Source organism: Thalassospira lucentensis, from assembly GCF_001613805.1.
GTDB lineage: Bacteria > Pseudomonadota > Alphaproteobacteria > Rhodospirillales > Thalassospiraceae > Thalassospira > Thalassospira lucentensis_A.
This window is the reverse complement of record NZ_LPVY01000009.1, coordinates 1-26,286: the sequence shown is the minus strand read 5'-3', so window position 1 is coordinate 26,286 and position 26,286 is coordinate 1. Positions and strand designations below refer to the sequence as shown.

Sequence of the window (26,286 nt, the reverse complement as noted above, 5' to 3'; positions counted from 1 at the left end):
CCTTTTTCATTACATATCGAACCGCGTCTTAACTTGCCCGCGATTTCGAAGCGATTTCATACAGATCGCGAGAGATATCCGGCTTGGCGAGGATACGATCAAGCGACGCCTTCATCAGGTCGGCCCGCGTCTCATCATATTTCGCCCATTTGCCAAGCGGTGCGCAAAGCCGTGCCGCAACCTGCGGGTTGATATCGTCAAGTTCGATCAGGCGGTCGGTATAAAACGCATATCCGCTGCCATCCGCCGCATGGAAGTGCCGCGGGTTGGCCATGGCGAACGCCCCGATAAGCGATCTGACCTTGTTCGGATTGCGCATGGTGAAGAGCGGATGGCTCATAAGGTCCTTCACACGCGCCAGCGTATCATCCCGCGATGACATCGCCTGAAGCCCGAACCATTTATCCATCACCACGGTATCCTTGCCAAAGCGCGCCTCGAAATCGGCAAGCGCTTCGGCCCGGCCCGGATGATCCAGATGGTTCAGCACCGAAAGTGCTGCCATCCGATCCGTCATGTTATCCGCCGTGCGATATTGCTCGGCTGCCAGATCGGCAAACTCGCCCTCGCCGCTTGCGACCAGATAGGAAAGTGCGGTTGCGCGTAACGCCCGCTGCCCGGCCGATTCCGCATCCGGGGTAAAGGCCGCGTTCGATGCATTCTGGTGATAGGCATTGCCAAATTCAGCCCGCAAACCCGATCCGATCCGCTTGCGCAGCGCGTTGCGCACCTGATGGATCGCGTCCGGGTTTGCGGGTTTGCGCTGCTCGGAAAGGAATTCTTCCCCCGGCAGGACAAGCGCATCGGCGCGAAACGCCTTATCGAGATCGTCATTGATCAGGGTCGCACGCATCGCCGCCACAAATTCGGTCACATCGCCCAATGCCGCGTCCGCATCGCCCCCATTCTTTTCAAATTCGGCAATGGCTGAAAGCATCAACGCGGTTGCGTATTTCTGCCCTGCTTCCCAACGATTGAACGCATCGCTGTCATGCCCCATCAGGAACACAAGCTCTTCATGCGGCTGCTCGGTCGCGACATTCACAGGGGCCGAAAAACCACGGTTGAACGAAACCACCGGCACCTGATCGATATTGTCGAACACGAATTCCTGCTCGGCCTCGGTCAGTTGCATGGTGCGCGAAACAAGCTCCTTGCCATCCCGGCCCAGAAGCCCGATCGCGATTGGCATATGAAGTGCAACCTTGTCGGGCTGCCCCGGTGTCGGTTCGGTTTTCTGCGCAACTGTCAGGTGGAACTGCTTGGTATCCGCATCATGTTCGCCGTGCCAGCTAAGGCTCGGCGTGCCGGCCTGCGAATACCAGATTTTAAGCTGGCTCAGGTCGACATCATTGGCATCTTCCATCGCCTTGGCAAAATCATCGCAGGTCACCGCCTGCCCGTCATGGCGATCGAAATAAAGGTCAATTCCCTTGCGATAGCCATCTGCGCCTAAAAGGGTATGCATCATACGAATAAGCTCCGCCCCCTTTTCATAGACCGTGGCGGTATAGAAATTGTTGATTTCCATATAGCTGTCCGGGCGGACGGGGTGGGCCAACGGCCCGCCATCCTCGGGGAACTGGCGCGCACGAAGCTGTGCGACGTCCTTGATACGCTGCACCGGGCGGGATCGCTGATCGGCGGAAAATTCCTGATCGCGGAAAACCGTAAGCCCCTCTTTAAGGGATAACTGGAACCAGTCCCGGCACGTCACCCGGTTGCCCGACCAGTTGTGGAAATATTCATGCGCAACAATCGATTCGATCAGTTCATAATCCGTATCGGTCGCGGTATCGGGCTTGGCCAGAATGTATTTGGCGTTAAACACATTCAGGCTCTTGTTTTCCATCGCCCCCATATTGAAGTCGGAAACCGCGACGATGTTGAAAAGGTCCAGATCGTATTCAAGGCCATAGACCTCCTCATCCCACTTCATCGACCGTTTCAGGCTGTCCATCGCGTAATCGCAACGGTCTTCATTGCCATGTTCGACAAAAATGCGCAGCGCCACATCGCGGCCCGACATGGTCTTGAAGCTGTCCTCAACACAGGCCAAGTCCCCCGCCACCAGCGCAAAAAGGTAACTCGGCTTCGGGAACGGATCTTCCCACACCGCAAAGTGCCGCTTGCCGTCAAGATCACCGCTATCGATCAGATTGCCGTTTGAGAGCAAAACCGGGCAGTTCGCCTTGTCGGCACGGATCGTGACCTTATAGGTCGCCATCACATCCGGGCGATCCGGGAAATAGGTAATGCGACGGAACCCTTCCGCCTCGCACTGCGTGCAAAACGCGCTTTGCGACACATAAAGCCCTTCAAGCCGCGTATTGGCGACGGGCGAGATCTGGGTTTCGATATCAACAACAAAGGTGTCACCCGGCGCGGTAAAGCTAAGCCCCGATTTATCGACATTATATTCATCAACGCCAAGCTTGCGATCATCAACCGCAATCGAAACCAGTTTCATGTCTTCGCCGTCAAGATGGACCATGTCTCCGCCGCCGGTCCCGCGAACAGGATTCGCGTGAACAAACAGCCGCGATTTCACATTTGTGACATCCCGATCAAGCTCGAATACCAGTTCGACCTTCTCGATCAGAAAGGCCGGTGCGGTGTAATCTTCGCGGCGGATGACTTGCGGTTGTTCAGACATCAGATGGTCCTTTTTCCCTTGGTCTGCGCGGCGTTGCCGGTGATTGTATAAAATCGCGAATGCTGCAATGCGGCGCAGTTCTTCAAAACTGAATTTCGTTCATTAACCCAACAGATAAGGTAAATTTCACTTTCGGACAAATGCAGAGTTTACGAGCCCGATTTTAGTCGTCATAATCATCAGTGGTGGCGCGAGGGGGGCCGAAGTTTCACATTTCGTGGGGCGAGAGTGATCTTTGGTTTCCCTCACTCCTTTCTGCCAAGGCAGGAGGACGCATCAGGGTCGCACCACACCAGACAAACAATGTCATCCCGGTTTATCGTCCCCTCACCTTAATATTATCGTGAGACGCCGTTAAAAGATAACGGGATGGAATAATCGCGACCTTTCGGGGAAATAACTTCCGGGGAAATCGCCAATGGCTGACAGCTTCCAGATTCTGATCGCAGACGATCATCCGCTTGTGCGCGGTGCACTCAAACAGGCCCTGTCATCAGAATTGGAAAATGTCACACTGTACGAGGCCGGAAGCCTGGCTGAGGCCATCGAACAGATCGAAGCCCATAGCGGCGATATCGATCTTGTCCTGCTTGATCTTCACATGCCCGGCATGAACGGCTTTACCGGCCTGTTCACCCTGCGTGCCTCCTATCCCGACATTCCCGTTTCCATCGTTTCGGCCAGTCAGGAACTGCCGGTTGTCCGCCGTTCGATTGAATATGGTGCATCGGCCTTCGTGCCAAAATCCGCCCCCGTCGATCAGATCGGGACGGCCATCCGCACTGTTCTGAATGGCGATATGTGGATGCCCGACTGGGCGCGTGACGCCATCGAAAACGGCCCCGCCGATGACGAAGCCACCGGCCTTGCCGAAAAAATCGGTCAATTAACGCCACAGCAATTGCGCGTGCTCAACATGCTGACCGAAGGCAAACTGAACAAACAGATCGCCTACGAACTTGACGTGACCGAGGCCACCGTAAAGGCCCACGTTTCCGCCATCCTGCGCAAACTTTCGGTCCATAGCCGCACACAGGCCGTCATCATGGCCCGCGAACTGCAATTGCAGGAACCGGCGATCGAGGCATAAGGGTTAACGCCCGACGCCCTGCAAAGCCCGAACTGTCACGCCCCTGCCAGACCGGCACCAATTTATCACCGTAATTGCGCGTGATGCTTCCTGTGCAACGCCCCTCTGCCCCGCACAGGAGATCACCCGATGAAGAAATCCCTTTCGCTGTCTGCCATGGCGGTTGCCGCCTCGCTTGCCGTCGCGGCCCCCGCCCCGGCCTTCGCCCAGCAGGACCCGCAAACCACCGCCGCCATGGCCAAAATTCTCGGTGACGTCATCGGCAATACCATCCGAAAGGCCGCCGAAGATGTGCGTGCCAATACCGGCATTGATCCGCTGGCGCGTGGTTATGGCAATGATGCAAACGCGGCATCTGCACCTGTCCCCGCCAATCCATCCGATGACCTGCGCCGTGAACTGGCAACCCTGAATGCCGCCCATGATCAGGCGATCACCACCCATCTTGAAGAACTGCACGGTGAACTGGAAAAGGCCGAACTGGAATTTCAGAACTTTGCCGAACGCGCGGATAATGCCGACGAAGTACGCGACAGGCGCGACAGCCTTCAGACCAGGGCCGACAGCGCCTATGAAAAGTTCACCAGAAACATTGCCGCGGAAAATGCCCGCTTCGATGAAAAACGTGCCGCCATCCTTCAGGGATAGCTCCGCCTTGCCCGGTCTTGCAATGTAAACGGAACATCGCCCGGTCACAGGACGTTACAGGAAGGCATACCCTCCTGCCGTTTGCATCCAGCCCGGCAGAAACACCGCCGGAGCACCTGAATGAGCGATCCGATCAAAGCACCTGACAACACCAGTAATGAAGATGGTGCTGCGGATATTGTCGACGAAGCCGACGAAGCCCAACAAAGAATGCTGAGCGCGCGTGCACGCGCCTATCGCCGGGCGCGCACGGTATCGGTCATCGGCACCTTCGTCATTCTGGCTTTCGGGTGTTTTTATGTCGCCCAAAGCCTGCTTTTGCCTGTGATACTGGCCTTTTTGCTGGCACTGGTTTTCTCGCCGGTGGTGCGCACACTCGCGCGCTATCGCATCCCGCAAAGCCTGACCGCACTTGCGATTGTCCTGACCCTGACGACATCGGTGATTGCCGGCGTTTACGGGCTAAGCGACCCGGTATCGAAATGGATCGACGACGCGCCGCAGATCGAACGCCAGTTGCGCCTGCGCCTTGCCGATCTTGGCGGGCCGCTTGAAAAACTGCGCGACGTGCAAAAACAGGTCGAACAAGCCACCAATCAGAATAACGAAGCCGATACGCAAAAGGTCGTGGTTCAGGAACCCAACATGATCAGTCAGGCCGCTCAGGGCGCACCGGAAATCGTCGCCGGAATTGCGCTAATGCTCGTGCTGCTGCTGTTCATTCTGTCATCGGGGGATATGGTCTATGAAAAAATGGTCCGCGCCCTGCCAACCTTTGGCGACCGGCGCAAGGGCCTGCGCATCGCACATGATATCGAACGCGAGGTATCCCGATATCTCCTGACCATATCGGCGATCAATATCTGCCTTGGCATCCTGATCGGCACCCTGCTTGCCATTGTCGGCATGCCCAACCCGGTTTTGTGGGGCATTGTCGCAGGCGTGCTTAATTTTGTGCCGTTGCTCGGTGCTGTTGTTGGTGTCGGAATTGTCGGCATGGTGGCACTGGTTTCCATGCCAACCACGACGGCCGCCATCCTGCCGCCTGCGATCTATCTCGCCTGCACCGCGATCGAGGGCCAATTCCTCACCCCGGCCCTTGTTGGCAACCGGCTGCGCATCAATTCGGTGGCGGTGATCCTGGCCATTGCCTTCTGGGGCTGGATATGGGGCTTCATCGGCGTTCTGGTCGCCGTCCCGTTGCTCATCGTCACCAGTGTCTTTGCCAAACATGTCGAAGGTCTGGGGGGGCTTCGCGAAATGCTCGGCCCCAATAACAACACCACCAACAATAATAACGGCAACTGATTGTGACCTGACGTCGACCCGATTGCGAAACATCGCAAAAGCTGCCAATCTTTTGGCATGTCAGACGCATCAAACCAACCGTTTCGCATCCTGTCTCATGACTGCACCGGCGTTTTGGCCCTCAAGGCCAGGACATGCCACAGCTTTGCCAAACACAGTCATGAACAGTTCGGCATCGGCTTCATGTTTGAGGGCGCACAAAAATCGCTTTCGGGGCGCGGTATGGTCGAAGCCGGGGCGGGCAATATCCTCACGGTCAATCCCCGCGAAGTCCATGACGGCACCCCGCTTGGCGATACCCCGCGTGGCTGGAACATGCTGTATCTGGACCCGGACCTGATCCGTGATGCGGCGCGTGACATGACAGATGGCAAATCAGACCATTACGAATTCACAAGGCCTGTCATAACATCGCCCGCCGTTGCACACTGCTTTGCTGATCTTTTTGCCGCCATCACCAAAGGCGATCATGAAAATGCAGGCCTGCGGCGCGAGGAAATGCTGTTTCTTCTGCTCCATCACGCGATCATTGTGCCGGGCGAACCCGATCATTATCACCACCGGTCGCGAAGCGATGCTGATGCCAGTATCGCGCGCGCCATATCCATGATTGATGATGCCCCGGACGAGAACCTCTCGCTGGCCAATCTTGCCAGCACGGCGGGGCTAAGCCGCTTTCAGACCGTCCGCCATTTCACCCGCGCAACGGGCCTCACCCCGCATGCCTATATCGTCCAGCGCCGCCTTGACCTCGCCCGCCGCCTGATCGCAACCGGCACCCCGCTGGCCGAGGTCGCCGCCACCGCAGGCTTTGCCGATCAAAGCCACCTGAACCGGCATTTCACCCGCGCCTATGGCCTGTCACCCGGTCGTTATGCCAAGGCGTTGCGGCACAATTAAACCTGTCTGGTTTCAGGACGCGTAACCGTGACGCTCTTTCCAGCCCCCCAGAAGGCTGTTGACCGCGTCCGCGATCTCCGGATTTTCATCCGCACGGCCGATATTGGCCGCCTCGCTGCTGACGAAACTATGATTGAACCGGTTCTCGACCCCAAGGAACGTGGCGATCTTTTCCATTGTCGCCTCTGTCTCGCCGACCAGATCTTCCATCCGAACCGTCAGGAAACTTCCAGCCGGAAGCGCCTTTTCAAGCTTTTCGGTCTTCAGCAGCATCGATGAAATCTGCTTGGCGGCCAATCCGACATCGCTTGGGAACCAGACCTGTTTGACATAGGAACTGACAACGTCGGCCGGGTTGCGGACCATATGGATGAACTTCATCTTAGGGAAAAGTTCATGCAGGAAATCGACATGCAACGCATTTGTCGGCGTATCATCGACCCAGCGCGTCGGACCGGATTTGGCATAAAGCGCAAAAAGAAACTCGCGGCACATCGCCAGAACTTCCGCACGCTGCAAATCCTTGCCAAGGAAGAACGGCCTTAAAAGCCCCTCGGTATTCACTATCCCGTTCTGATCGATATGAGCGACAAGCTGGTTGAGGAATACCTTGACGCATTTCTCGAAATACTCGGCACCAAACGCCTGCCCGATGGCATGAATGGACCCGCTCGCCTGCGGATTTTCGCGCTGTATCAGCTCGAACGCCTGCTGAAAGCCCATACCCTTGTTTTTGCACAGATCGGAAAGCTTCTGGTTAAGCGCGGCATCACGGAACCCGAAACGGGTCATGGATGCAGCGCGACCAAAGAAATTGACGATGGCAAAATGGCGGCGAATGATATCGGATTTGTGGGAAAACACATCGGCAACATCGCGCAGGCCGTTATATTCCGAAATCAGCTTGTTCTCGTGGCAGGCAAAATAAAGCGCGCTATGCGTTCCCAGAATATCGGCCAGAATGGATGTCCCGCTACGACCCGTTCCACCGATAAAAACCGGCGCATTGAATTTTACATCGTTTTGCGCATCCGACACGTTCACATTCTCCCCGATATCGCTGATCATCCTGAAATTTCCGGACCACACTATGTCTTGCGGCTCCGCTTTGACAAGCATCTTGCAATTCCGTTCAAGAATACCGGATCAAAACGCGCTTAACTGGGCTGATCAGGTCAAACCACAAAACGGAACCAAACCATCATGATCAGCCCCGAATATCTCCTGACCTCGCTTGTTGTCGTCCTGCTGCCCGGTACGGGGGTGATCTATACCCTTGCCATTGGTCTTGGGCGCGGCATGAGGGCGAGCATCTGGGCGGCCTTTGGCTGCACGCTCGGCATCCTGCCCGCAATGGGGGCAAGCATCCTTGGCCTTGCGGCCCTGCTGCACACAAGCGCCCTTGCCTTTGAAACCCTGCGCTATCTTGGCGTGGCGTGGCTGCTTTACATGGCGTGGGGCATGTGGCGTGGCACGGGTGCGATGAAAGTCACCGCCAAATCCGATCCCGTCCATGCCGCCAAAATCATCCGCGACGCCATCCTGATCAACGCGCTCAACCCGAAACTATCCCTGTTCTTCCTGGCCTTCCTGCCGCAATTCATCACCCCGAATGCCGGCGGAACCACCGCCCAGATGACCCTGCTCGGCCTGACCTTCATGGCACTCACCTTCGCGGTTTTCATCGTCTACGGTTTGTTTGCCAGTGCGCTTCGAGGCCACGTGGTCGAACGGCCAAAGGTCATGAACTGGCTGGGGAAAAGCTTTGCCGGGGTGTTCGCCCTTCTTGCTGCAAAGCTGGCGCTCTCCGGGCGGCCATAATCCGCTGGATACGCAACACCTCGAACCGGACCAGACGCTCTGCATTGGCCTATGGTTCTCGGTTCCGACGGCCAACCAAAGGCTCACGGCAACGGCAAGCCAAACACCCGGCTCACCTCCCGATGACACAGGATGCCCGCACCAGTGACGGTCGATGAACGTAAGGCAGGCACATTTGTCGCCGTCGATGATTGGCCTTCCAGCATTTCCTAACGCAGCCATCGACCCCGTCGCCAAGCCAGATGATCCCCGGCATCGCCTCACCCCGGATCACCTCGCTCCGATCAGCCTACCCTCACCCAAAGGACACATCTCTCCCGTCATGATTCACACCAATTTTCCGCCAATTTCCCTTGGCCTCATGGCCCGGACACACGACCGCCGTAATGACTTTTCCATGTGCCATTGATGCCCCTTTGGCGATGTCGCCGTCGTCCTTTCGACCTGTCAGATTGCTGCACCGTCATCGTCGTTTTCCTGTCTTTGGCCCAAAACGCAAAAACCCGCGAAAGCGAATCACGCTTTGCGGGTTTTGGGTCCGGGTGCATTTCTCCTGTTGACTTTGTCTTTATGCCATAAACAAAAGAACAAATCAAGAACAATTTTCCGGAAAATCAAAGAAAATTCTCCGACAGGAAAAAAGTAGAGTTTTTCAATGCTTTACAGGATACTTGGCACCCTATTCCGCTGCATCCGAGCTTTGCCGGTTCAATGCCCGTGTCATCAATGCGCGCAATTTCGCCGGGCGGAGTGGCTTGTTGAGCAGTGCGAATCTCTCGGCGCGGATCAGTTCCGCCGTCTCGGTGCTGCGATCCGCCGTAATCACCACGCCGGGAATATCAAAACCGTGCTGGTCCCGCAGCCTGATCAGGACATCAAGCCCGGTTTCGCCGGAGCTCAGGTGATAGTCGGCAAGGATGATATCGGGGGCAAAGACAGGTTCGAATCCCTCCTTGTCCGCCACTACTTTCTGCGGAACCAGAAGCTTCTCGGCATCAATCCCTGACCGCGCAGTCGTCACCACGCAATTCCAGTTTTCCAGCATGGCCCGCATGCCATCAAGGATATCGGGTTCATTATCGATGCAAAGGACGCGCAAACCGCCCAGTTCGCCTGCCATCCGACGGCGTGGTTTGGGCATTGCGGCCTCGTCAACAATGCCAATCGGCACATCGACCGAGAAAACCGTCCCCCGCCCCGGGCGCGATCGCACCGAAACCGTGTGATCCAGCGACCGGCCAAGACGATCGACAATCGCAAGACCAAGGCCAAGCCCCTTCACATCGGTGGTTTCCGGCCCCTCAAGGCGATGGAATTCGCGGAAGATGATCTTAAGCTTGTCCTCTGGGATACCCGGCCCGCTATCCCAGACCTCGATCCTGATCTTGTCACCGCGCATTCGGCAGCCGACCACCGCCCCGCCATGGCGGGTATAGCGCAGCGCGTTGGAGATAAAGTTTTGCAGGATGCGGCGCAGAAGCCTGCTGTCGCTTTTGACCCAGACATCACGCGGATGAACCGCAAACCGAAGCCCGGCCTTTTCCGCCACCGGGGTGAATTCGGTCTTGAGCGCATTAAGCACATCCGAAACCCGGAAATCGCGAATGGTGGGCTGCATCGCCCCGGCATCAAGTTTACATATATCCAGAAGCTCGTTGAGCAGTTCCTCAACCCCCTTCAGCGACAGATCAACCTTGTTGACCAGATCATGGATATCGTCGCGAAGCTCCTTGCCGCCCAGCGCCACGGTAAACAGCCGTGCGGCATTTAACGGCTGCAAAAGGTCATGGCTGGCCGCGGCAAAGAACCGGGTTTTGGTATCGTTCGCCGTTTCGGCCTGTTCCTTGGCAACCGAAAGCTCCGAGTTCAGTTCCTCAAGCGCGTGGGTACGTTCCGTTACGCGGGCCTCAAGCCCCTCGTTGGCGTCCTTAAGGGCACGTTCGGCATTCCGGCGTTCGGTGATGTCGTGATAGATACAGAAATAACCAAGCACTTCGCCGGTTTCGTCAAAGTGCGGGATATATGTCCCCTCGGCATAACGGGCTTCGCGTTCGCTGCCGTCACTCGCCCCCCAGCCTTCTTTGGGGGCGGGAAAATCGATCTCGAAGCTCTGGCGATAGCCTTCCAGTACCGCGCGGATCATCGGCTCCAGCCGGACATAACGCTCCTCGCCCACCGCTTCGCGCACCGCCATGCCATGCGCCTCGATCCGACGGATGCCAAACATCCGCTCATACGGGCGGTTCGTAAAACGCAGCCGCTGGTTTTTGTCGGCATAGGCGATCATGACCGGGATGTTATCGGTATAGATGCGAATGTTGCGCTCGCTCTCGCGCAATGCCTCTTCGGTCCGGACACGGGCCGTGATGTCGGCAATGGTCGCGACAAACCCGCCATCGGGCATCGGGTTTGTCCGCATTTCAAGCACCATGCCATCTGCCCGTTTCCGCTCATACGTATGGGGCAATCTGCGCATTTGCGGGGCGGCATTACGCCCCAGAAGGATATCGATATCGACCGCGCGCGCGCCATTGTCGCGGCAGATATCCACAAGTTCCGATAATGGCAACGTGACCTGAATGTCGCTTGCGGTGATGCCCAGCAGATCAATAAAGCGATGGTTCCAGGTCGCCAGACGCAAATTCTGGTCAAACACCCCGACCCCTTGCGAAATGTTTTCAAGCGTATTGAGCAAAAGGTCCCGGTTGAATTTGATCGCCTCGGACGCTTCATCGAGAAGCTCCATCGCATCGCGCCGCGATACGGCCTTATCGGGCAGCAGAAGCGCCATCACCACGCGCGATGACGCCGCCCCGACCGCGCCCGATAACAGATGTTCGGTGAAATTCGCCGCATCAAAATCGGCAATGTCGGATCGTTTGCTGTCATCCCCGCGCTGCTTGAGGTAAGTGCGAAACGCACGTTGCGCCCAGTGTTTGCCAAGGAAGCGCGCGGCAAGGTCTTCAAGATCGCCAAGGGTCACGCGACCGGGCCATGTGTCATTGCGCGCCTTGGTATCCTTGCGATAGATATCGACAAAAAGCTGGGCCTGGCGGCGCTGGGTGACACCCTGCACACCAATCGCCGATCCGACAAACATCAGGACGAAATTAACCCCAAGCGACCAGACAACCCCATGGGTCAGATGATCCTCGATCCCCACACCCAGCAATGCCTGCGGGCGCAGGATACCAATGCCAAGCGGCCCGTCCGTCAGGATCGACATCGGCAACAGGCCGCTTTGGATAAAGCTTGGCAGAAGCAGGGTATAGGTCCACAGCACAAAACCGGAAATCAGACCGATGCGAACCCCGGTGCGGTTGATCGATTTAAGGTAAATCGCCGCCAGAACCGCCGGGCCAAATTGCGCCACCGCGGCAAAGGACAAAAGCCCGATATCGGCCAGCGCGTATTTTTCCGACAGGAACCGGTAAAAGCCATAGGCCAGAAACAGGATGGCAATGATCGCGGCCCGGCGAACTTTAAGCAGAACCTGGCTGACATCCCCGGCAAACCGCCCCTGCAATTTCTGCGACCGCAGCAAAAGCGGCATGACCAGATCGTTACAGACCATCGTGGACACCGCGACACAGGATACGATCACCATGCCGGTACTGGCCGAAAGCCCCCCGACAAAGGCAAACACCGCCAGCCAGTTTTCCCCACCCAGCAACGGCAGGGTCAGAACAAACGTATCGGGATTGACCGCCGGATCACCGCCAAACAGCAGAATCCCGGCAATCGCAATCGGCACGACGAAAATATTGATCGCAATCAGATAGCCCGGAAAAAGCCAGCGCGCCGATTTCAAATTCCGGCTGTCGTCATTTTCAACAAATGTCACATGGAACTGGCGCGGCAGACAGAAAATTGCAAACAGCGCCAGCAGGGTCGAAATGAAGAAATGCGATGTCAGCCAGGCATCGGGCTTGAACATTTCGGTAATGTCGGGATTGGCTGCGGCCCGAATTTGCATGTCACCAAAACCGTCAAACAGGCCGTAAACCACAAACAGCCCGACGAATAAAAGCGCCACGAGCTTGACCAGGCTTTCGAACGCCACCGCAAGGATCAAACCGTCATGATGTTCGGACGCATGGATATAACGCACCCCGAACAGGATCGCAAAAACCGCCATCAGAATGGTGACGTAAAACGCCGTATCCTTGGAAAAATCTGCGGCACTGTGGCGCACGATCTGTTCGCCGACCTCGCCGATCAGAACATCGAATGACAGCGACACCGCTTTAAGCTGAAGCGCGATATAGGCCAGAACCCCGATCACGGCAATGATCGCCACAAGGGCTGCCAGACTCTGGCTTTTGCCATATCGCGAGCCTAGAAAATCGGCGATGGAGGTGATGTTCTGTTCGCGACACACGGTGGCGATCTTGGTCATCACACCAAAACCGACAACCATCATGATGATTGGGCCGATATAGATCGGCAGGAACGCCCAGCCGCGTGTGGATGCAGTGCCGACCGAGCCGAAAAACGTCCAGCTCGTGCAATAGACCGCCATTGAAAGCGCATAGATGCTGGGCTTCAGGCGTGATGCCCGCCATTTTTCGGCATATTTGTCACCATAATGCGCAATCGCAAACAGAAGCCCGATATAGGCCATGGCAACAATGAAAATAAGTCCGCCCTGAAGCATCCGGCTTATGGCTCCGCGTATTGATAATGCCGCCAGATCAGGCGGTTGGCGTTTAGACTATACCACGGCGCGCTTATGGACTAAAACGACGCAAATCCAAACCCGACCAAAGACCAAGAACGATCAGGATCGACATGCCTTCCGATTATGGATTTTACGCCGGAATTCTGCGCTTTGTCGCAAAGAAAACCGAAAGCGACGACCGCGAGATAAAGGTCATGATGGGCCATCTTTCCGGCATCGCGACCGCCATAGAACATTCCGGACGCTTTGTTGTTGAACGTGCCAATTGCGAAAGTGCCGCCCGTGCCTTTGCCGGGGTTGCCAAATTCCTGCAGGAACGCATCCTCCCCGAAGCCCTCGCCGCGGGCAACGAAGGGGCGGTAAATCAGCTTAAATGGGCGATTGAAACCTCGCTCGCACTGGGTTCGGAACTGGTCAAGCGGATCGCGCTTGAAGAATATGAAGGTCAGGACAAATTCACCTTCGACCTTCCGATGCCCCCCGGTTCGCCAACCGTGCATTAGGCATCTGCCCCGGTTCTGTGAGCCGGTTCCATTGGCATGAAAAAAGCGGCATCCGAAGATGCCGCTTTTGTTTTTCGCCGACTATCAGATCGAACGCCTGTTACGCATCGGCCCAGACATTGGCACGCTGCAAAAGGCCGGTGGCTTCGAACTCTTTGCCATACGGTGCAGCCTTTTTCACGAAATCCATGTAGGACGCATGAATACGGCCGTTCAGTTCGTTCTGATCGGCGATTTCCTTGACCGCTGCCTTGACCTCGGTCGCAAGGGCTGCAATCACATCATCGCTGAAATGACGGATTTCCGCCCCCTTGGCCAACACCGCCTGATAGGACTGGATGTTGTGGAAGGTGAAATCTGCCAGCGTCTGTTCAAGATTGGCCTGTGCTGCGACGGCGAAGATTTCCTGAAGGTCTTCGGGCAATTCCGCGAATTTGTCCTTGTTGACAAACACTTCAATACCCGTGCCCGGCTCGGCAAAGGCCGGGGTGTAATAATATTTGCCAACCTGGGTCAGACCAAACGCATAGTCATTCCACGGGCCAACCCATTCGGCGGCATCAATCGCGCCGGACTGCATGGCCGGCAGGATTTCGGCTGCGGGCAACATCGTCACATTGGCACCCAGGCGACGCATCGCTTCACCACCGATCCCGGCATAGCGCATTTTGATGCCCTTGATGTCCTCGACGGTGTTGATTTCCTTGTTGAACCAGCCACCAGCCTGCAAACCGGTATTCCCGGCAGCGAACGGCTTGACGTTGAACTGGGCATAAAGCTCATCCCAAAGTTCCTGCCCGCCACCAAAACGCAGCCAGCCCGAAAGCTCCCAGCCCATCAGGCCGAACGGGATCGTCGAAAAGAAGTTTACACCGGCATCCTTGCCCGCCCAGTAATAGGGGGTGCCATGTGCCAGCTCGGCGACGCCCTGCTCGACCGCATCCATGCATTCGAATGCCGGAACAAGTTCGCCTGCGCCGTAAACGGTGATCTTAAGGCGGCCGCCTGACATTTTGGTCACGCGCTCGGCGAATTTTTCGCCATTGGCACCAAGGCCTGGCGTGCCTTTCGGCCAGGGCATCACCATGCGCCAGTGGATCTGTTCATCGGCTTTGGCAATTGAAGGTGCGACACTGCTGGCGGCAAAGGCACCGGCGGCCATGCTGGCACCCGTCAGGAACTGACGACGTTTCATTGTGGGGCTCCCCAATTCATATTGGCAATTTTTTGCGCAAAACAGCTTCGAATATTACATTCGTAACTTTGCAAGCGTTCGAAGTTAGCGTTTTTGCCGCCCCCAACAATTCATCTTTGCGGGAGGCAGCATCCCGCCACACGCATGGCTTGTATATAAGGCCGGTCAATTTTCACCCCTAAGTGTGACAAACAAAAACGGGGCCGCCCGACGGCAGCCCCGTTTTCCAATGATTATATTTCCGTATCCGAACTTAGTAGCCCCAAACCTTTGCACGCTGCAAAAGACCGGTCGCCTCGAATTCCTTGCCGTAACGGGCGGCTTTCTTGACCAGCGCAAGATAGCTTTCAGCGATCCTGCCGCTCAGATCATTCTTGGCGGCAATCTCTTCGACGGCGGCATTCGACTGTTCGGCCAGTGCGAGAATGACATCGTCCGAGAACTGGCGCACTTCAACCCCTTTGTCGATCAACGGCTGATAGGATTGCAGGTTATTGTAGGTAAAGTCGGCTAGCGTATTTTCGGCAATTGCCTGCGCGGCATAGCGAATGATCGCCTGCAGATCGGCGCCAAGCGCGTCGAACTTTTCCTTGGAAATAAAGATTTCAAGGCCCGGTCCGGGTTCATGGAATGCCGGGGTATAATAGAATTTGGCAACCTGATAGAGGCCAAATGCAAGATCGTTCCACGGACCGACCCATTCGGCGGCATCAATCGCACCGGACTGCATCGCAGGCAGAATTTCGCCCGGCGGCAGCATGGTGATATTGGCACCAAGGCGGCGCATTGCTTCGCCACCCAGACCGGCGTAACGGGCTTTAAGCCCCTTCAGGTCCTCGACAGAATTGATTTCCTTGTTGAACCAGCCACCAGCCTGCATGCCCGAGTTACCGGCATAGAACGGCACAACATTAAACTCGGCATAGGCTTCCTCCCAAAGCTCCTGCCCGCCACCAAAACGCAGCCAAGCGGAAAGTTCCCACGCCGTCAGACCAAACGGAATGGTCGAAAAGAAGTTCAGCGCCGGGTTCTTGCCCTGCCAGTAATAAGGGGTACCGTGCGCCATTTCGACCACGCCCTGTTCGACCGCATCCATGCATTCGAACGGCGGGACGATTTCGCCAGCACCAAAAACCGAAATGCTCAGACGGCCATTGGACATTTCCTTGACCATGGCAGCAAATTTTTCGGCATTGGTGCCAAGGCCCGGCGTCCCTTTGGGCCACGGCATGACCATCCGCCAATTCAGGCTTTCCTGTGCGGATACGATGGCCGGTGCGGCAACACTGGCCGCAACCGCGGCACCGGCACCAATACCGGCCCCTTTAAGGAACTGACGACGTTTCATTGTAACCCCCTAAACTCTTTTACTTTGGTGATTTTTTGCGCAATCACCGCTAAGCGTTTGGGGATTTTGGCGAAAAGATCGCGCATATGCCACTATTTTTGCGTAGAACAATGCGGATTTTTTCGCCGACGTTACGGCAGCTTAGCTGCTGCCAAGGTAACGATTGTAATTGGCGATAAACTCGTCCGTCGTCCCCTTGCCACCGGCAGTGTTGTAATACTGCTTCCAATAGGCCGCGAGACCGGGGATATCGTTTGCATCGGGCAAGGCGGCACTGACCCGCATATAACGAACCCGGCACATGGCGGCGGCATAGGCATTGTTGGTTGCCAACTGCGTTGCCTTGTCCGGTTGCGGCGCCAGATAGGCATCAATCTTGCCCTTCAGATCGGCCCGGTAATCCAGAAAATTGACATAGCAATCATTCAGGGTTGCCGGTTCCATCTGGAAAATCCCGCGGGCCGGACCACCGCCGACCTGTTCAACATAGGTGCCAAGTCCACTTTCCTGGGCGGCGGTTCCCATGATCAGATTTTCCGCGGCCTGTGACCACAGACCAAGATTTTGCAGAACAGGTCGAACAATGGATTGACGCAACTGGTTGGCATTGATCGGCATGATGTTTCCTTCGCGTTCATCAGGGACAGAATTGATCTGCCTGACGACGTACCAGAAACACATTCGTGATCTTGGCCACACAAAACACCCGCCATAGTTGCATTTGTTGCGCCATATATTATTAGATAATGCTGCAAACAATTGGCAGAAAACGTTATATTTTGAAAGTTCACTTCAAAACCGAACCTTTCCCACCCTTTTGGATAGTTAACATTATAATCTTCATATCCAACCTAAGGTACTGCCACGCACCCCGGAAATTTGTGATAGCGAGCGACGAGGGACAAGAATGCATCAGGAACTTAAACGCCGTCTTGAATTCATCGATTTTGATGACAGGAAAGCGGCTCATCTGAAAAAGGCATGGCCAATAATCGAAAAAAATCTGGCCCCGATACTGGACGAATTTTACCGCAAGGTGATGGCCCGCGGTGATCTGGCAAAAATTATCGGTGATCCATCAAATATCGAACGTCTGAAAAATGCACAGCGCAAACACTGGGCAAAGCTGTTCGACGGTACATTTGACCAGGTCTATTACGACGATGTGCGCCGGATCGGGAAAGCCCATGAAATCATCGGGTTAACACCTGAATCCTATGTTTCGGCATACAACTTTCTGCTCGCCCGGCTTTGCGACATTCTTTATGCATATTTCCGCAAAGATTCAGCAGTTTCCCAAATCGTGACGGCCTCAACCAACGCCATTCTTGTCGATATGGAAATGGCAATCACCGTCTATTACGAGGAAACCCAGAAAACATACAGCAACCGTCTGGCGAAAATGTCGGGCGAGTTCGAGGCAACCGTCTCCAAGGTCGTCGAAGCACTGGCAAGTTCGGCAGAAGACATGTCAAGCGCCTCGGAAACCCTGATCAGTAGCATGGGCCAAACCACCGAGCAGGTGGAAAACGCAAAATCCGCCGCCGAGATATCGGCTTCAAATGCATCAACAGTGGCAGGATCAGCCGAAGAACTTGACAGTTCCATTCGCGAGATTTCAAGCCAGATTTCGCGTGCCTCGACCGTATCAAACGAAGTTGAAAGTTCCGTGCAGGCGACGTCGGATGTCATTGAGTCGCTGAATGTCTCGGCCGAGCAAATCGGAACGGTTGTCGATCTGATCGATAAAATTGCAAATCAGACCAACCTTCTGGCGCTAAACGCCACCATCGAGGCAGCACGCGCCGGTGATGCGGGCAAAGGCTTTGCCGTGGTCGCAAGCGAGGTCAAAAACCTTGCCAACCAGACGGCAAAGGCAACCGGTGATATCACTACCCAGATCAACAATGTGCAGCAGAATACATCGGCCGCAGTTACAGCAATCCGCGAGGTTGCAGGCCAGATCAGTTCAATTGTTGATTCCATCACCGCCATTTCGGCGGCCGTCGAACAGCAAGCCGCTGCAACCACGGAAATCAGCACGAACATCACATCCGTTTCGTCCGCAAACGGCAATGTCAACACCAGCCTGGAATCGGTCAGCGGCACCGCGCATCGTACCGGAACGGTCGCAGAAGAAGTTTACAAGGTTTCGCAGGTTCTTAAACAGCATTCCCGCCAGCTTAAGACCGATGTGAACAACTTTGTATCTCGATTGACAGAAACCAGTTGAGCAAAACGGATTTACCGGTCCCTTGCATCGGAAGGTGATATGCCAAAGACCCGTTTGAACGCGGTTGCAAAATTTGCCGGACTTGAATATCCGGCCATCCAGGCGGCCTGACCAATCGTCAGGCCGTCTTTTTCCATGGCATCGCGCGCCGCGATCAGGCGGCTCTCGCGGATGAAATCCTTGACAGTGGTGCCATAGGCATTCTTGAAAATGCGTTGCAGGCTGGCAATGCTCATGCCGAGCTTTTCAGACAGCCCTGACAATGTCAGATCATCAAGAATATGGTCTTTGATATAATCGCGAATTTCCTGGGCCTTCTGGTGATGTTCAAGTGCGTCGGGTTCGGCACTTCCCTCCGCGATAAATTCAGCGTCCGGGCGCAGCGAACCGAGTGCCTCGGCGAGAATTTCCAATCCACGGCTTTCGGCATATAAATCGCGAAACAGCGGATCATCGGTTGGCGGATACAGCAATTGATCGGCAAGCGCGATTGCGCGACGCGATGGTTGCCATTGGCGCACGGAAATCCCTGCATGAATGAAATCGTTGATGGCTGCATGTCGACTGTCACCGTTGCAAACCCGTTTGACGACCCAGTCATACTTTGCCGAAATCATCACCTTGCTGACATCGTCACCCTTTTGCAGTTCTCGATGCAGCATGACCGGTTGGGATAACGCCCAGATAAACCCGACCGGCTGTATGCGGGCATCAAGGTCAAACGGGACATTATCGAACGCACCGCGTACCCGCCCCCGCAAGACGATCGCAACAGTTACCGCCGGATTGACCGGAAATTTCACCGCAGCATCCTGCATGCTAACGGTATCGGTGGTGTGAATATTCAGGAATGACTGAAGATTGTCGTTGGATAACCGTCCGCTCATCATCGGACGACGACGAATACCGTCAGCCGCGTTTCCAGGCAACGCTGTTCCGAAATCCTCAAGCTGCTGACCGGTGATGGTTTCGCGCCGTGTCACATTACGCCGCACCCGTTGCGGCGCATGCTGCTGATCAAACGCCATATCGAAGCCTTTCCAAGTCCTGATTTCCTGCCACGCGCGATATTTGTGTTTTCGCAAACATCAATGGCGATCTCGCAAACGGTATTACGATTGCCCGGACCACCCAGCTAATAATATTCAAAATCATTCGCATTTGGCAAATTTATTTGATAAGGAAATCAGCATGTCGCAGTCATCCAGACCGGTATTGCCGGGCAAATGCCGTCAACCGGTTTATGGCCTGTGCCGCGCAACCCTGCTTGCCGGCGTTGCCCTGACGGTATTGCCGGTCGCAGCCATCGCACAAGAAACCAAAGCCGAAAACGAAACCATCCTGACGCCGATCGAAGTCACCGCTGGCCGGGATACCGCCCAAACGGCGGCCGGTGGTGTAACGATCACCCAGGAACAACTGGACCGCACCAACCCCCAGGACATCAAGGATGTCTTCGCGGGAGAAGCAGCAGTAACTGTTGGCGGGCCAACCAAGATTTCCCAGAAGGTCTATGTGCAGGGCATCGAGAATACCAAGCTCAATGTCCAGATTGATGGCACACGTCAGGTTGACTCAACCTATCACCATATCGGCACCGCACTGATTGATCCGGGTATGCTCAAAACCGTGCGCGTTGAGTCCGGTGTCGCGCCTGCCGACGCGGGACCGAACGCGCTTGGCGGATCGATGGCGTATGAAACCAAGGATGCACGTGACGTTCTGTCACCGGACGATCCTTTCGGCGGATCGGCCAAAATCCAGTATAACAGCAATACAAAAGGCTTTAGCGAATGGCTGACGATTGCCGGTCAGCATGATGGGTTTGAAGCACTTGGCTATGTCCAGAACAGCAATCAGGGCAACTACAAGGATGGCGACGGCGATGAAGTTGTCGGCACCGCAGATGGCAGCAAGAATGGGCTTGGCAAATTTGCGTTCACTGGGAACGAGGGATCGCGGATAGAAGCCTTTGCCAGCCATTTTGAAGACGAGGGCGTACGCCCTGCCCGGCCGAACTTCGGATCGCTTGCTGGCGGGCAACTGCCACAATGGATTTCCTACAAGGATACATCGCTGGGTGTCAGCTATGTCGATGAAATGCCGGGAGACCTGCTGGCACCGGAATTCAGCCTGAATTACAGTAAAACCAATCTTGATGTTCCCCGCCTTCAGGGCGGTCCGAATTTCTATCATGTACAGTCCGAGATCGAGACCATCAACGGCAAGGCTGCCAATACATTTGATGTCGGCATGGGCGATGTGACGGCCGGTCTGGATTTCTATCACGATGAAGCTACCGGCACCCATGACCGCACGCCTCGCGACGGAAGCTATAGCGAAACCACAACCAATATCGGTGCGTTTTCGCAAGCCCGACTGTCGCTGACCGATGCCTGGCGCGTATCATTTGGTGGCCGTGCAGACCGTCAGTGGTTCGAAGGCGTTGACGGAACCGATTTCGAGGAATTCGGACTAAGCGGCAACGTGAATACCGAGTACGATGTCGTTGAAACGGTTACTGTTTATGGCGGGGCTGGAACACAGTTTGGCGGACTTCCACTTGGTGAATCCGCGATCTACAATTTCAGTGGCGTCTGGAATTATGACGGATTTTCGCCTTCACGCTCCAAAAACTTCAAGGTCGGCACACGTTATTCCGAAGGTGGCTGGTCGCTTGACGGTAACGTATTCTACAACAAGATTGATGATTCCCACGATCTGACCGGATCCGTGGTTGGCAGTACGGTTTACCGCAACACAACCATCGATCTCGTCACGCAGGGCTACAACCTGTCAGCGGCTTACAACTACGGTCCGGGTTTTGCCCGTGTGACCTATTCCCACACGGATGTCGAAACAGATGGTGATGCGCCTCTCAGCACCAATGCATCCTATCAGGGCGTTCTGCAGGGCGATATCTTCACCTTTGAAGTTGCACACGGATGGGATGACCTTGGTGTGCGGGTCGGTACAACGTCCGAACTTGCTCTGGCAAACGATGATCCCGAGGAAAACGGTTTCCCGAAACTCGATACCTATTTCGTGGCCAATCTTTACGGGGAATGGAAGCCGGAAGCTCTGAATAACGCGGTGACCCTGCGCGTTGATGCCCTGAACATTTTTGATCGCGACTATATCGACCGTGCAACCCCGGGCTATGACAGTGCTCAAGTCGGAGAACCATATCACGAACCGGGACGCACCTTCCTTGTTTCTGCAAAGGTGACGTTCTGATCAGACAATTTTCCAGCCGGTTTGAAATCCGTGATGGGTGGCATTCGTGCCGCCCATTTCGGCGTTTCAGAACGTATGCCACCCCATAAATACTCCAGCAGGACTTTTGCCATGAAATTCAAATGCCTTCTTGCTCTGGCAACCCTCACGTCGATGATCGGCGGATTGGCCCAGGCCAAAGAAACCATCACGCTGACCGATGTCTCGGGTCGCGAGGTCACCATTGAGGTCCCCGTTAAACATATGATCCTTGGCGAAGGCCGCTTTTTGCCAAGCCTTGGCATCCTTGATCCCGAAAATCCGGTCCGCTGGGTTGCCGGAATGATGGGCGAATTTAAAAACCTTGATCCCGCAACCTTTGCCCAATATCAGGCAAAATTTCCCGAAATTGACGATATCCCGTTGGTGGGACGCAGTGGCGAAGCAACATTCAGCGTTGAAAAGGCGATTACAGTTGAACCCGATGTTGCAATTTTCGGTATAAACGGTGGTCATGGCCCCGGATCGGATAGCCACGAGGTCCTAAGACAATTCGGGGCGGCCCATATCCCGGTTGTCATGATCGACTTCCGCAGCGAACCGTTTGAAAACACCCCCAAAAGCATCCGCATTCTTGGCAAACTGATGGGCAAGGAAGATCAGGCCGAGGCATTCATCAAATTCTATGAAGACAATCTGGCCAAGGTCACATCCGGCCTACAAGGCATCTCTGACAAACCCAAAGTTTTCCTTGAGAGCCGGGTTGGCCTGCATGGTTCCTGCTGCGAGGCGATGGGCAACCAGATGATCGGCAAATTTGTTGAAATGGCGGGTGGGCAAAACATCTTCGCCGACCGGATTCCCGGGGTCATCAGCCAGATTTCAGTCGAACAGCTACTGGTCGATCAACCGGATATATATGTGGCGACTGCAATTGGCGGGGCAACAATGACCGACGAGCAGAATGTGGGCCGTATCATACTTGGAACCTACGCCGATGCCGAAACATCACGTGCGTCCTTGGCCAAAAACATGGAACGCACCGGCTTGCCACAGCTCGACGCTGTTAAAAACGGCAAAGTCTATGCCGCGTGGCATCATTTCTATAACACGCCGATGAATGTGACACTGTTACAGGCGATGGCGAAGTGGTTCCATCCCGATCAGTTTTCCGACCTTGATCCAGACGCGACCCTTGCCGAATTCTTTGACCGGTTCCAGCCGGTGGCACTGGATGGGGTTTACTGGATCGGCCTTGATCAACCTTAAGCCCCTGCAATCAATTTCCTCATAAGAAACCATCAGAGATCGGTAAATCCATGTTCAAAACCAAAGGATCGGTTCAGACCGAACATGCCAGCAAATATCTGCAACAACTGTGCAAGCACTTTGCCTATAAGGTAGAAGTCGATTTTACCCCCGATAAGGGGCATGTGAGCTTTCCGATGGGCCCATGCATCATTCAGGCCGATAACACCACCCTGCGCTTTGAGGGACAGTCAGAGAAAGCCGACGGGATCAAGGCCATGAAAGGCGTCATCATTTCACATCTGGATAAATTCGCATGGCGCGAACAGATTGAATATGTCTGGGAAGACAGTTCGGACTAAGCCCGCCATTCTGACACAAAAAATGCCAGTCCTAAAAAATGCCAGTCTTCCGGACTGGCATTTTTCTGTTTAGCGAAGGTCGTAGATCACCGGGATCGTCAATGTCATTTCTGTGCGCGCCATATCCTCGGGGAATGGCGGAAAACGTTTAACCCGTTCGATCATATCCTGCGTCGCGCGATCCAGAATGGATGAGCCACTCGGGCTAATCATTTCAAAGAGGGAAACCGTGCCATCGCGCTCGATAATCAGGCGGACCATATTCTGCCCTTCGATACCGCGCCGTTTGGCGCGATCAGGATATTCGCGATAACGCATCAGCATCTGCACAACAGCTGTCTGGTAATCGACAAAGGCTGCGCTGCTCATTGCAGCACCACCGCCACTGCCCGACGCGGAACTTGCGGCCTGGCTTTGGGTTGCTTCGCCAACCGTCCCCTGGGATTTGACTGAATCCACTGGACCGCCAGATGGCTGCTCGATCGGTTCGGCGGCGGCCTTTTCAACAGGCTTGGGCGCTTTTGCCGGTTCCGGTGTCGGTTTGGGTGGCTCGGGCTTTCTGCGGACCGGCATGACGTCTGCCAGAAGAGGACTGACTTCGGGGACCGGTTCAGGTTCAGGCTCGACCACTTCCTCGACAACAGGTTCGGGAACAGGTTCCGGTTCAACAACCGGTTCGGGTTCGGGCTCCGGCACGGTTTCGACAACCGGTTCCGGCTCTGGTTCGGGCTCCGGCTCAACAACCGGCTCAGGAACGGGTTCCGGTTGAGGCTCTACTTCCTCGACCGGTTTTTCACCCTGTTTGCTGTCTTCGGAATCGGCACTTTCTTCCGGTGTTTCAGCTTCACCTTCGGTCGCCTGTCCGCTGCCTAGCGAGATGCTAATGCTTTGCACGGCCCCCGCCCCACCCCAACCGGCAGGCTGTGGTTCAGGCATGGCAAGAACAATACCCCCGACAAGAACAATGCCGGTCAACCCGGTCGCGATCAGGAAATCAATGCGTTTCGACATTTTCTATCCGTCTTGGCCCTGATCTGCTTCCATAGCGGTCATCAACTGGACCTTTTCAATGCCAAGCTCTTGCAACCGTTTCAAAAGGGCAACGACACGTGCGCCTTCGGTGGTGCGATCTGCCCGGATTTCGACTGGCCGCCCGGCATAATCGCCTGGTAGCAAAGCCGCCAGATCGGCAATCTTGCCCTGGCGATCATCAATGCCAATTTCGGCATTCTTGCCAAACCACAGCACAATCGTATCTTCGGGCTGGCTTTCGGCAGTGGAACTTGCCGGCGGGTCCACATCAAATGGTCCCAGCTTTTGCAAGCTTCCGGCAATCATGAAGAAAATCAGCAAAAGAAAGACGATGTTGATCAAAGGCAACATCGGTTCCTGTGCCGGGCTGTCATCGGAGATCTGGATACGACGCTTCATTCGATCAGATCCACATCCGTCACACCGCCGCGTCCCAGCGCATCCATGACAACAATCAAATGCTGCAAATCGGCACCGTTGACCGGGCGCAGATGAACACTGGCACCAGCATGTTTGCGTAAAATGGTCGCGGCAAGATTGGAAATCGGCACGGCTTCGCCATTCAGCGACAAACCACCACTGGCATCAACATTGACTGTTACCGGACGGACGTCGCTGCTGCTGCGCGCCTGACCGTCTGTGACAGTCACCGACATCTCGAAACCCTTCCAGTCAAGGAAACTGGAGGCCAGCATGAAAAAGATCAGCAGGATAAAGACAACATCAATCAGCGGTGTCAGACCGATCATCGGCGAAGCACCACGATTTCGATCGCGCAATTGCATAGGGCGTATTCCGACCTTGTTCGGGCTTATTCCGCCGCTTGGCGCAGCTCGGCGATATTCGACGCGCGAAGCGCCCCCTTCTGAGCCAGTTCACCACGATTGATCACCATGGTGCAGACATCTTCCATGACCGCAGCGGCGCGGGCGATAACGCCCTGCATCCACATGTGAAACGCGGTCGCCGGGATGGCGACAACAAGGCCGATTGCCGTGGTCAGAAGTGCAAGCCAGATACCGCCCGAAAGCACTGATGGGTCAATGCGGCTTCCGGCACCTTCCATCTTCTGGAAGGCTTCAATCATGCCCATAACGGTACCCAGCAGGCCCAGAAGCGGGCTAAGCACCGCAATCGCCGACATAATTCGCAAACCGCTGTTCAGACCATCAATTTCCTTGCGCGCGTGCGAAGCAATAATATCGGATGCCGCTTCGCGGTTTTCGGAATTGGCAACGGATAATGTCATGCCAAACAGACCGATGCGGGCAGCAGGATGACGGCGGCGCGACAGAATCTGCGCGACCTGCTTATCGTCACCATTGGAAAGATGACGTTCGACATCCTTGGCAAAACCGTCGGCAAAAATTCCACGCCGGATAAAGCCGACCAGCTTGTAGAAGAAAATCAGCATTCCTATTAATGCAAGTGCGGCCAGCACCCAGCCAACAACCCCGGCACGATCGACAAGGTCATAAACCGGCAGGCTGCTGATGGCATCCGGCACGATGGTGCTTTCGGTGGTGACCAACGCACCATCTACCGGCAGACCGGTTTCGGGATCCAAGGTTACCGCCCCATCTGCTGTTTGCGTAAGCACACCGTTAGCGGCATCCGTGGTGGCACCATCAAGGCCGAGCGGGGTCTGCGCATCTGGCGATGCGGACAGCTGGTTTACGGGTTCAGGCATGTAACTCTTCCGATCCAAAATACGATCAACGCCGGACGTCCTGCTCCAGCGCGTTTGAAACTGATTTGCATTACTTACAAGAAATCACATTGCGATGCAATCGCAACTGCGAAAAGATGCGCTTTTTTTCGCGCATGGCCGCATTGCATCGCCCGAAAAACGGTACCCATCGCACGCCTTGAAACTGGGCGGAATCGTTTTTTGAAGGCAGAAAAGACCACGGAAAAGCAAAACCCCCGGAACATCTGGGTTCCAGGGGTTTTGGAATGGTGAGCCCGACAGGATTCGAACCTGTGGCCAACTGATTAAAAGTCAGTTGCTCTACCAACTGAGCTACGGGCCCTCAACGTTGGTG

The 26,286-nt window shown here is 55.3% G+C and carries 21 protein-coding genes and 1 tRNA gene; 10 read left to right on the top strand and 12 right to left on the bottom strand.

The features are described from left to right. Positions 1-28: 28 nt before the first annotated feature. Positions 29-2,656 carry an aminopeptidase N gene (gene pepN, locus AUP42_RS09905; RefSeq protein WP_062951446.1) on the bottom strand — a complete coding sequence of 876 codons (2,628 nt, stop codon included), beginning with the start codon at positions 2,654-2,656 and terminating at the stop codon, positions 29-31. Positions 2,657-3,074: 418 nt separating this feature from the next. Here pepN and AUP42_RS09900 point away from each other — a divergent pair, with 418 nt between their 5' ends. The 4 genes from AUP42_RS09900 (at position 3,075) to AUP42_RS09885 (ending at position 6,602) form a co-directional block, all read left to right on the top strand. After that, on the top strand, positions 3,075-3,746 hold the full coding sequence (locus AUP42_RS09900; RefSeq protein WP_062951444.1) for a response regulator: 672 nt from the start codon (positions 3,075-3,077) through the stop codon (positions 3,744-3,746). A gap of 129 nt (positions 3,747-3,875) precedes the next feature. Beyond that, complete coding sequence (locus tag AUP42_RS09895) at positions 3,876-4,394, top strand: hypothetical protein (RefSeq protein WP_062951442.1); 519 nt, start codon at positions 3,876-3,878, stop codon at positions 4,392-4,394. Between the two features lie 120 nt (positions 4,395-4,514). Next, positions 4,515-5,702, top strand: a complete 1,188-nt coding sequence (locus AUP42_RS09890; protein ID WP_062951440.1) for an AI-2E family transporter — start codon at positions 4,515-4,517, stop codon at positions 5,700-5,702. A 57-nt stretch (positions 5,703-5,759) separates the two neighbouring features. Further along, positions 5,760-6,602 carry an AraC family transcriptional regulator gene (locus AUP42_RS09885; RefSeq protein ID WP_062951437.1) on the top strand — a complete coding sequence of 281 codons (843 nt, stop codon included), beginning with the start codon at positions 5,760-5,762 and terminating at the stop codon, positions 6,600-6,602. Positions 6,603-6,614: 12 nt separating this feature from the next. On the opposite strand, the gene AUP42_RS09880 is transcribed toward AUP42_RS09885, so the two are convergent. After that, on the bottom strand, positions 6,615-7,670 hold the full coding sequence (locus tag AUP42_RS09880; protein ID WP_062951435.1) for a sulfotransferase family protein: 1,056 nt from the start codon (positions 7,668-7,670) through the stop codon (positions 6,615-6,617). A 135-nt stretch (positions 7,671-7,805) separates the two neighbouring features. On the opposite strand from AUP42_RS09880, the gene AUP42_RS09875 reads away from it, so the two are divergent. Next, positions 7,806-8,423 carry a LysE family translocator gene (locus AUP42_RS09875; RefSeq protein WP_156484591.1) on the top strand — a complete coding sequence of 206 codons (618 nt, stop codon included), beginning with the start codon at positions 7,806-7,808 and terminating at the stop codon, positions 8,421-8,423. A gap of 679 nt (positions 8,424-9,102) precedes the next feature. Here AUP42_RS09875 and AUP42_RS09870 read toward each other — a convergent pair. After that, complete coding sequence (locus tag AUP42_RS09870; RefSeq protein WP_062951434.1) at positions 9,103-13,080, bottom strand: NahK/ErcS family hybrid sensor histidine kinase/response regulator; 3,978 nt, start codon at positions 13,078-13,080, stop codon at positions 9,103-9,105. Between the two features lie 134 nt (positions 13,081-13,214). Between AUP42_RS09870 and AUP42_RS09865 the strand changes: the two genes are divergently transcribed. Further along, a complete protein-coding gene (locus AUP42_RS09865; protein ID WP_062951433.1) occupies positions 13,215-13,607 on the top strand; it encodes a hypothetical protein in 393 nt (130 codons plus the stop codon). Positions 13,608-13,707: 100 nt separating this feature from the next. On the opposite strand, the gene AUP42_RS09860 is transcribed toward AUP42_RS09865, so the two are convergent. From AUP42_RS09860 to AUP42_RS09850, 3 genes are all read right to left on the bottom strand, one after another. Continuing rightward, positions 13,708-14,802 carry a TRAP transporter substrate-binding protein gene (locus AUP42_RS09860; RefSeq protein ID WP_062951431.1) on the bottom strand — a complete coding sequence of 365 codons (1,095 nt, stop codon included), beginning with the start codon at positions 14,800-14,802 and terminating at the stop codon, positions 13,708-13,710. A gap of 253 nt (positions 14,803-15,055) precedes the next feature. After that, positions 15,056-16,150 (bottom strand): TRAP transporter substrate-binding protein, encoded by a 1,095-nt coding sequence (locus tag AUP42_RS09855; protein WP_062951429.1) that lies wholly within the window; start codon positions 16,148-16,150, stop codon positions 15,056-15,058. A gap of 141 nt (positions 16,151-16,291) precedes the next feature. Then, a complete protein-coding gene (locus AUP42_RS09850) occupies positions 16,292-16,768 on the bottom strand; it encodes a hypothetical protein (RefSeq protein WP_062951467.1) in 477 nt (158 codons plus the stop codon). A 289-nt stretch (positions 16,769-17,057) separates the two neighbouring features. Between AUP42_RS09850 and AUP42_RS09845 the strand changes: the two genes are divergently transcribed. Next, entirely contained in the window at positions 17,058-18,383 is a 1,326-nt protein-coding gene (locus AUP42_RS09845) for a globin-coupled sensor protein (RefSeq protein WP_062951427.1), read from the top strand. A gap of 11 nt (positions 18,384-18,394) precedes the next feature. Here AUP42_RS09845 and AUP42_RS09840 read toward each other — a convergent pair whose 3' ends face one another. Beyond that, positions 18,395-19,411, bottom strand: a complete 1,017-nt coding sequence (locus AUP42_RS09840; protein WP_231858226.1) for a helix-turn-helix transcriptional regulator — start codon at positions 19,409-19,411, stop codon at positions 18,395-18,397. Between the two features lie 163 nt (positions 19,412-19,574). On the opposite strand from AUP42_RS09840, the gene AUP42_RS09835 reads away from it, so the two are divergent. From AUP42_RS09835 to AUP42_RS09825, 3 genes are all read left to right on the top strand, one after another. Beyond that, the gene (locus AUP42_RS09835) at positions 19,575-21,620 is read left to right on the top strand and encodes a TonB-dependent receptor domain-containing protein (protein ID WP_062951425.1); all 2,046 of its coding nucleotides are present in this window, start codon (positions 19,575-19,577) and stop codon (positions 21,618-21,620) included. A 111-nt stretch (positions 21,621-21,731) separates the two neighbouring features. Next, positions 21,732-22,868, top strand: coding sequence for an ABC transporter substrate-binding protein (locus tag AUP42_RS09830; protein ID WP_062951418.1), 1,137 nt, complete (start codon positions 21,732-21,734; stop codon positions 22,866-22,868). A 50-nt stretch (positions 22,869-22,918) separates the two neighbouring features. Further along, positions 22,919-23,209 carry a DUF2218 domain-containing protein gene (locus tag AUP42_RS09825; protein WP_062951416.1) on the top strand — a complete coding sequence of 97 codons (291 nt, stop codon included), beginning with the start codon at positions 22,919-22,921 and terminating at the stop codon, positions 23,207-23,209. 69 nt (positions 23,210-23,278) lie between these two features. On the opposite strand, the gene AUP42_RS09820 is transcribed toward AUP42_RS09825, so the two are convergent. The 5 genes from AUP42_RS09820 to AUP42_RS09800 all read right to left on the bottom strand — a co-directional run bounded on the left by AUP42_RS09820 (position 23,279) and on the right by AUP42_RS09800 (position 26,274). Beyond that, a complete protein-coding gene (locus AUP42_RS09820) occupies positions 23,279-24,220 on the bottom strand; it encodes an energy transducer TonB (protein WP_062951414.1) in 942 nt (313 codons plus the stop codon). A 3-nt stretch (positions 24,221-24,223) separates the two neighbouring features. Next, on the bottom strand, positions 24,224-24,640 hold the full coding sequence (locus tag AUP42_RS09815; protein ID WP_062951412.1) for an ExbD/TolR family protein: 417 nt from the start codon (positions 24,638-24,640) through the stop codon (positions 24,224-24,226). Then, positions 24,637-25,026 carry an ExbD/TolR family protein gene (locus AUP42_RS09810; RefSeq protein WP_062951411.1) on the bottom strand — a complete coding sequence of 130 codons (390 nt, stop codon included), beginning with the start codon at positions 25,024-25,026 and terminating at the stop codon, positions 24,637-24,639. Before AUP42_RS09810 ends, AUP42_RS09815 begins: the two co-directional genes overlap by 4 nt. Before the next feature lie 26 nt (positions 25,027-25,052). Further along, positions 25,053-25,931 (bottom strand): MotA/TolQ/ExbB proton channel family protein, encoded by an 879-nt coding sequence (locus tag AUP42_RS09805; protein ID WP_062951409.1) that lies wholly within the window; start codon positions 25,929-25,931, stop codon positions 25,053-25,055. A gap of 267 nt (positions 25,932-26,198) precedes the next feature. Further along, positions 26,199-26,274 (bottom strand) — tRNA-Lys (locus AUP42_RS09800). Between the last annotated feature and the right edge of the window lie 12 nt (positions 26,275-26,286).